The sequence below is a fragment of the Cellulomonas triticagri genome, from assembly GCF_003696205.1.
Taxonomy (GTDB): domain Bacteria; phylum Actinomycetota; class Actinomycetes; order Actinomycetales; family Cellulomonadaceae; genus Cellulomonas; species Cellulomonas triticagri.
Genome location: NZ_RFFI01000055.1, coordinates 21,650 through 28,483, shown reverse-complemented (window position 1 = coordinate 28,483; position 6,834 = coordinate 21,650). Strand labels below are relative to the sequence as shown.

Annotated in this window: 6 protein-coding genes; 2 read left to right on the top strand and 4 right to left on the bottom strand. The window is 73.6% G+C overall.

The genetic code is table 11. The features are described 5' to 3' along the window. Positions 1 to 1,528 (top strand): phosphoenolpyruvate--protein phosphotransferase (gene ptsP, locus EBM89_RS11165; protein ID WP_199732071.1); only part of this gene is annotated, 1,528 nt, incomplete at its 5' end. Positions 1,529 to 1,653: 125 nt separating this feature from the next. Here ptsP and EBM89_RS11160 read toward each other — a convergent pair. After that, entirely contained in the window at positions 1,654 to 3,591 is a 1,938-nt protein-coding gene (locus EBM89_RS11160; RefSeq protein WP_122149500.1) for a BCCT family transporter, read from the bottom strand. Between the two features lie 97 nt (positions 3,592 to 3,688). Further along, a complete protein-coding gene (locus EBM89_RS11155; protein WP_122149499.1) occupies positions 3,689 to 4,423 on the bottom strand; it encodes a LytR/AlgR family response regulator transcription factor in 735 nt (244 codons plus the stop codon). A gap of 140 nt (positions 4,424 to 4,563) precedes the next feature. On the opposite strand from EBM89_RS11155, the gene EBM89_RS11150 reads away from it, so the two are divergent. After that, positions 4,564 to 5,169: a TetR/AcrR family transcriptional regulator gene (locus EBM89_RS11150; RefSeq protein WP_158609645.1), complete on the top strand. Its 606-nt coding sequence runs from the start codon at positions 4,564 to 4,566 to the stop codon at positions 5,167 to 5,169. Here the strand turns inward: EBM89_RS11150 and EBM89_RS11145 are convergent. Both EBM89_RS11145 and EBM89_RS11140 read right to left on the bottom strand, forming a co-directional pair. Further along, positions 5,166 to 6,185: a glycosyltransferase family 2 protein gene (locus tag EBM89_RS11145; RefSeq protein WP_199732070.1), complete on the bottom strand. Its 1,020-nt coding sequence runs from the start codon at positions 6,183 to 6,185 to the stop codon at positions 5,166 to 5,168. The two genes, EBM89_RS11150 and EBM89_RS11145, sit on opposite strands and share 4 nt — an antisense overlap. After that, the gene (locus EBM89_RS11140) at positions 6,182 to 6,805 is read right to left on the bottom strand and encodes a hypothetical protein (RefSeq protein WP_122149497.1); all 624 of its coding nucleotides are present in this window, start codon (positions 6,803 to 6,805) and stop codon (positions 6,182 to 6,184) included. Before EBM89_RS11140 ends, EBM89_RS11145 begins: the two co-directional genes overlap by 4 nt. Between the last annotated feature and the right edge of the window lie 29 nt (positions 6,806 to 6,834).

Sequence of the window (6,834 nt, the reverse complement as noted above, 5' to 3'; positions counted from 1 at the left end):
CCTGCGCGCCCGCGCCGCCGCGACCGGCAACGCCGACCTGCGCCAGATGCTGGAGGCCGCCGCGACCATGGCCGGCGACCCGGCGCTCGCCGCCGAGGCCGCCCGCCTCGTGCACGACGGCGTCGGCCCGGCCACCGCCGTGGACCGCGCGGTGGAGGGCTTCGCCGCCGTGTTCACCGCCGCGGGCGGGGACCTCGCCGAGCGCGCCACCGACCTGCGCAGCGTCCGGCACCGCGCCGTCGCCCGGCTGCTGGGCGTGCCCGAGCCCGGCCTCGGCGCCCTCGACGGCCCCGCGGTCGTCGTCGCGGACGACCTGTCCCCCGCCGACACCGCCGCCCTGGACCTCGCCCTGGTCGCCGCCATCGTCACCGAGCGCGGCGGCCCGACCAGCCACACCGCGATCGTCGCCGGGCAGCTCGGCCTGCCGTGCGTCGTGCGCGTCGCCGGGGCCACCGCCCTGGCCGCCGGGACGCCCGTCCTGGTCGACGCCGCGACCGGCACCGTCGAGGTCGACCCCTCCCCCGAGGCCGCCTCGCTCGTGGCCCGCCGCGCCGCCGCCGAGGAGGTCGTCGCCGCCGTCACCGGCCCCGGCACCACCGCCGACGGCCACGCCGTCCCGCTGCTCGCCAACGTCGGCACCCCCGCCGACGCCCGCGACGCGCAGGGCCGCACCGAGGGCGTGGGCCTGTTCCGCACCGAGGTGCTGTTCCTGGACGCGCGCACCGAGCCGGGCGTCGCCGAGCAGACCGCCGCGTACGCCGAGGTCATCGAGGCCTACGCCGGGCGCAAGGTCGTCATCCGGACGCTGGACGCCGGGGCGGACAAGCCGCTGGCGTTCGCGAACCAGTCCGACGAGGAGAACCCCGCGCTCGGCGTCCGCGGCTACCGCCTGGTGCGGTCGCTGCCGGGCATCGTGGAGCGCCAGCTCGACGCGCTGGGCGCGGCCGTGCGCGCGCTGCCCACCGAGCGGCAGGCCGACGTGTGGGTCATGGCCCCGATGATCGCCACCCCCGCCGAGGCCCGGGCGTTCGCCACCGCGGCGCGCGCCGCCGGCATCGTCAAGGTCGGCGTCATGGTGGAGGTCCCCGCGGCCGCGCTGCGCGCCGAGGCGATCCTGGCGGAGGTCGACTTCGTCTCGCTGGGGACGAACGACCTGGCGCAGTACACGATGGCCGCCGACCGGCTGCGCGGCGAGCTCGCCGACCTGCTGGACCCGTGGCAGCCCGCCGTGCTCGACCTGGTCCGCGCCACCGCCGAGGCGGGCGTCGCGACCGGCAAGCCGGTCGGCGTGTGCGGCGAGTCCGCAGGCGACCCGCTGATGGCTCTGGTCCTGGCGGGGCTCGGCATCACGAGCCTGTCCATGGCCGCGGGCCGGGTGCCCGCCGCCCGGTACGCGCTGCGCGCGCACACCCTCGACGCGTGCCGGGCGCTGGCCGCCGCGGCGCTCGCCGCCCCCGACGCCGAGACCGCACGGGCCGCCGTGCGCGACGGCGTCACCCCCGAGGTGGCCCAGGTCCTGCTGGGCTGACAGACGTCGCCGGGCGGGTTCCTACGCAGGCCCGCCCGGCGACCCCTCGCGCACGCGCGCACGCGCTCGCGCCCCGCCGAGTGCGGAGAGCAGCTTCTCCGCACTCGACGCAGCAGGGCCCCGGGTCAGCTGCGGTTGTCGAGGGCCCGGGTGGGCTCGCCCTCCGGGAGCGGGGCCGCGTCCGTGCCCTCGGACGTCGCCGGCGCGGCGTCCTGCGCGGTCGCCCCGGCCTCCTCCGGCTGGTACCACTCGGTGAGCGCGGGGTCGTCGGTGTCCAGCCACGCCCCGGCGCCCTCGTCGGGCGGCGTCGCGACCACACCGACCACGAAGTCGTCGCCGTGCCGCTCGATGCCCGCGCGCACGCCCTGGTGTAGCGCCTCGCGGGCGTACCGGCGACGCAGCGTCAGCGGGTCGCGGGCGAGGTCCTTCGCCCACGCGACCATCACGAGCACGACCACCACCGTGAACGGCAGCGCGGAGACGATCATCAGGCTCTGCAGCCCGGACAGCGCGAGCTCGCCGCCCCCGGCCAGCAGCACGCCCGCGATCAGCGCCAGCGCGAGCCCCCACACGATCGTGGTGCCCTTGCGGGGCTCGGGGTTGCCGCGCTCGGACATCGTCGCCATGACGATCGACGCCGAGTCGGCGCTGGTGACGAAGAAGATGATGATCGAGATCACCGCGAGCACCGAGGTGATCGCGCCGAGCGGCAGCTCGTGCAGGACGGTGAACAGCAGGTCCTGGCCGCTCTCGGCGGCGCTCACCTGCGCGCCGGTCTGCTCGAGCCACATCGTCGTGCCGCCGAGCACCGTGAACCACACCAGGCACACCGCGCTGGGGACGACGATGACCGTGGTGACGAACTCGCGCAGGGTGCGGCCCCGGCTGATCTTCGCGATGAACATGCCGACGAACGGCGTCCACGACACCCACCACGCCCAGTAGTACGTGGTCCACGCGCTCATGAACTCCTGCGCGTCCGGGGCGGTCGCGGCCGACTGCGCCATCAGCGTCGGCAGGTCCCCGACGAACGTCATCATCACGCCGGGCACCAGGTTGAGCAGCAGCACCGTCGGGCCCACGACGAGCACGAACAGGCCGAGCAGCCCCGCGAGCACCATGTTGATGTTCGACAGCGCGCGGATGCCGCGCTTGACGCCGGACACCGCCGAGACGATGAACGCGATGGACAGCACCGCGATGATCGCGATGATGACGCCGTTGCCCAGCGGGCCGATGCCGCCCACGATCTCGATGCCCCGGCCGATCTGCAGCGCCCCGATGCCGAGCGAGACGGCCGTGCCGAACAGCGTCACGACGATCGCGAACACGTCCACGACCTTGCCGAGCCAGCCCTCGGTGCGGCGCCCGAAGATCGGCTCCAGCAGCGACGAGATCAGCGGGGACCGACCCTTGCGGTACGCGGCGTAGGCGACCGCCCCACCGACGAGCGCGTAGAACGCCCACGCGACCGGACCCCAGTGGAACAGCGTCTGCGCGAGCGCCGCGTGCAGCGCCTGGTCGCTGCCCGCGTCGAGGTCCTCGAACGCCGGCGGCAGGTCGAGGAAGAACGTCAGCGGCTCCAGCGGGCCGTAGAACAGCAGGCCGATGCCCATGCCGGCGGAGAACAGCATCGCGACCCACGACACGGTCGAGAACTCGGGACGCTCGTCGTCCTGCCCGAGCCGCACGGCCCGGTGCCGACCGAAGCCGATCCACATCATGAACAGGAAGACGGCGATGGCGAGCAGGCCGAAGAACCAGCCGAAGTCCACGGTCACGACCTCGAACGCCGCCGACGCGACGTCGGACAGCGACTGCGGCGCCACGACGCCCCAGACGATCACCGCGACGATCAGCGAGAGCGTCACGCCGAACACGCCCCGGTCCATGCCGAAGACCGTGCGGGTCTGCTCGACCCCGAGACCGGGGAGCAGCGCGGGGTGCGGGGTGCCCACGGTCTCCGGCGAGGTGACCTCGCGGATGACGCGGGCGGCCCGCGCACGGGGCGGGCCGGGATGGCTGGGCTTCCCACCGGTGGGACCGGTGCCGTGGTTGCTCACGCGGAGCTCTCCCTGGGGGGTTCGACGGGGCGACTTGGGTCGAGAACCTGACCAGTGTGAGAGAGAGTCTTGACCTTGTCGCGTCGAACGGCCCGGTTCACCCGGTGCCCGCGCGCGCCAGGACCGGTCCGGCGAGGAAGTCCGTGAGGGCCGTCATGAAGCCGCGCTTGCGGGAGCGCGAGACGGCGAGCCGCCCGCCGTCGCTCATCACGCAGTCGCCGTCCTCGACACCGACCACGTGCCGCAGGTTCACGACGTAGCAGTGGTTGCTGCGGTAGAACGCCTTGCCGCGCAGGTCGTCCTCGAGCTGCTTGAGGGTGACCGGGACGGCGTACCGCGCGTCCACGGCGTGCACGAGGGTGTGCCGCTGGGCGCTCTCCACGTAGACGATGTCGGACGTGCTCACCCGGGCGATGCCGCCCTTCGTCGGCAGGACGAGGAAGTCCTCGACGGGCCGGCGGCGGACCTCCTGGACGCTGCGGGCGAGCTGCTGGGCGAACCCGGTGTAGCCGACGGGCTTGAGCAGGTAGCTGAGCGCGCCCACCTCGTAGCCGCGGATGGCGTACCGGCCGAGGTTGGTGACGAACACGATGACGACGTCGCCGTCGAGCTGGCGCACCTGCTGGGCGGCGGTGAACCCGTCGAGCCCGGGCATGTCGACGTCGAGGAACAGGATGTCGACGTCGGGGCGGTACTGCTCGACGAGCTGCGCGCCGTCCACGAGGACGTCGACGGCGAACCGTTCGCCGTGCTCCCGCTCGTAGCGGCGGATGTGGTCGACCAGGTGCTGGGCGGCCCGGGGGTCGTCGTCGACGACGCGGATGGTGATCACGGTTGCTCCCGCGGGTACGCGACCGGGCGGTGGTCACTCCGTCGTGAACCGGCACCCGACCGGTGCGTGAACACATGGTCGACTCTGCGTTCGTCCGGGTCAACCTCCTGGTGGGTCACCCGTGTGGCACCATCGCCGACGTGACTGGGGGGAGGCGCGGTCCCTACGCGGGGACGCGCGAGCGACGCGCCGCGATCATGGCGGCCGCGCACGGGCTGGTGACCGAGCAGGGCCACCGGGCGACCACGGCGGCGGACGTCGCCGAGCGCGCGGGAGTCACCGAGTCGGCCGTGCTCTACCACTTCCCCAGCAAGGAGCACCTGTACACCGCGGTGTTCGAGCACCTGCTGTCCGGGCCGGCCCCCCGCGAGGACGCGACGACGGTCGCGCAGGTCGAGGCCCTGCTCACGCGGCTCGTGGCCCGGGACACGACCAACCCGCACCTCGCCCGGCTGTACCAGGTGCTGATGGCGGAGTCGTCCGACCCGGCGCACCCGGCGCACGACACGTTCGTGCGGCGCACCGACCTCATCACCGGCGCGATGACGCGCTCGTTCGCGGCCATCCAGACCTCGGGCGAGGCGGTGCTCGCCGCGTCGCCCGAGCGGTGCGCCCGGCTGCTGGTCGGCGCCTGGGACGGGCTGCAGGCGCAGTGGTTCATCCGCCCGGACTTCGACCTCGCGGCCGACGTGCTGGCGGCGTTCCACGCGATCGCCCCCGCGCGCACCACCCCCGCCGCGCACTAGCTGAACCCGATCGCACGGCGGGCGACCCGGTAGGCCAGCACCGACACCCGCCGCCCGGCGCGGCCGGGCAGGTTGCTGAGCTGCCCGAGCGCGGACCAGCGCACCCGCCGGTACAGCGCCGGGTCGGCGGCGCGCAGCCGCGCCCACAGCAGGTCGCGCTCGGCGAGCGCCTCCGGCGTGCCGGCCCGCACCAGCAGGACGGACGACACCGCGCAGATGATGGCGGTGTAGTGCAGCAGGTAGCGCTCGAGCCGGGGCTGGGCCACGGGCGTGCGGGACACGTGGTCGAGCATCAGCCGGTTGACGCGCAGCTGCTGGTCGAGCCGGCGCAGCATCACGACCTCCTGCACGGACTGGTCCGGGCGCCCGATGAGGTACCGGTACAGGTCGACGTCCAGGTACTGCAGGGTGCGCACCCGGTGCAGGGGCAGCAGGGCGTACAGGCTGTCGACGTAGAAGGTGTGCTCGGGCAGCCGCAGCCCGACCTCGCGGAGCACGGCGGTGCGGTAGGTCAGCGCGTGCATCATCAGGTACTGCCGCTGGGCGAACGGCCGGGTGCGGTCCCAGGTGAGCACACGGCCGCGCGGCAGGGCGCCGCGGAAGCGGACGACGGTGGCCCGCCGCCTGCCGACCTTCTCGTAGACCACGTTGGTGACGAGGAGGTCGACCTCGCGGTCGTCGGCGACGGCGTCCCGCAGCGCGTCGAGCAGGGCGCGCAGGGCGTCGCGGTCGAGCCAGTCGTCGGCGTCGAGCACCCTGACGTACGTCCCGCGCGCGTGGTCGAGGCCGGCGTTGATCGCGGACCCGTGACCCCCGTTGGGCTTGCGCAGCAGCCGGACGCCGCCGGGGTGGCGGTCGACGTACCCGCGCGCCAGCGCCGCCGTCCCGTCCGTCGAGCCGTCGTCGACGACCAGCACCTCGACCTCGGGACCGAACCCGGTGAGCGAGTCGAGCGCCCGCGCCAGGTAGGGCTCGGCGTCGTACGCCGGGACGACGACGGACAGCAGCGGCCTCACGACGTCCGCACCTCGTCGGTCTCGTCGGCCTCGACCGGCACCCGGCGGAAGATGACCTTGAAGATCGGGAAGAACACCCAGAACGAGATGGCCGAGTTGATGATCATGGTCACGACGTCGGCGAGGGTCTCGCCCGTACCGCCCCAGCCCCAGGTGTCGATGAGCAGCTCGTAGATCGGCGCCTTGTACCAGCCCTGCGCGGCGGCGGCGACGAGCGTGATCACGACGTACGCGACGGCGTACCAGGCGGCGGCCCTGCCGACCGACGAGTTCGACCTGAACGTGATGTTCCGCTGCGCGAAGAAGTTGATCACCTGCGCGATGAGCAGCGTGATCTGCACCGCCAGGAAGTAGGCCAGCCCGCCGCCCCCCTGCGGCAGCGCACCGGCGGCGTAGTCGAAGACGAAGTACTGCGACCCGTCCACGTCCGCCCCCACCGGCCACACCTGGAAGGAGGTGTCGACCAGCGCGGTCATCCCGAACACCCACTTGATCAGCGGCATGAGCGCGAGCTGCAGCACGGTGATGCCGTTGCTCAGCACGAAGAACACGACGAACTGGGCGACGCCGGGGCGCTTCTCGGCGAAGGCGCGCCAGGCGCTCGTCAGACGGGTCAGCACGGGAGGTCTCTTCTCTTTCCGGGACGACG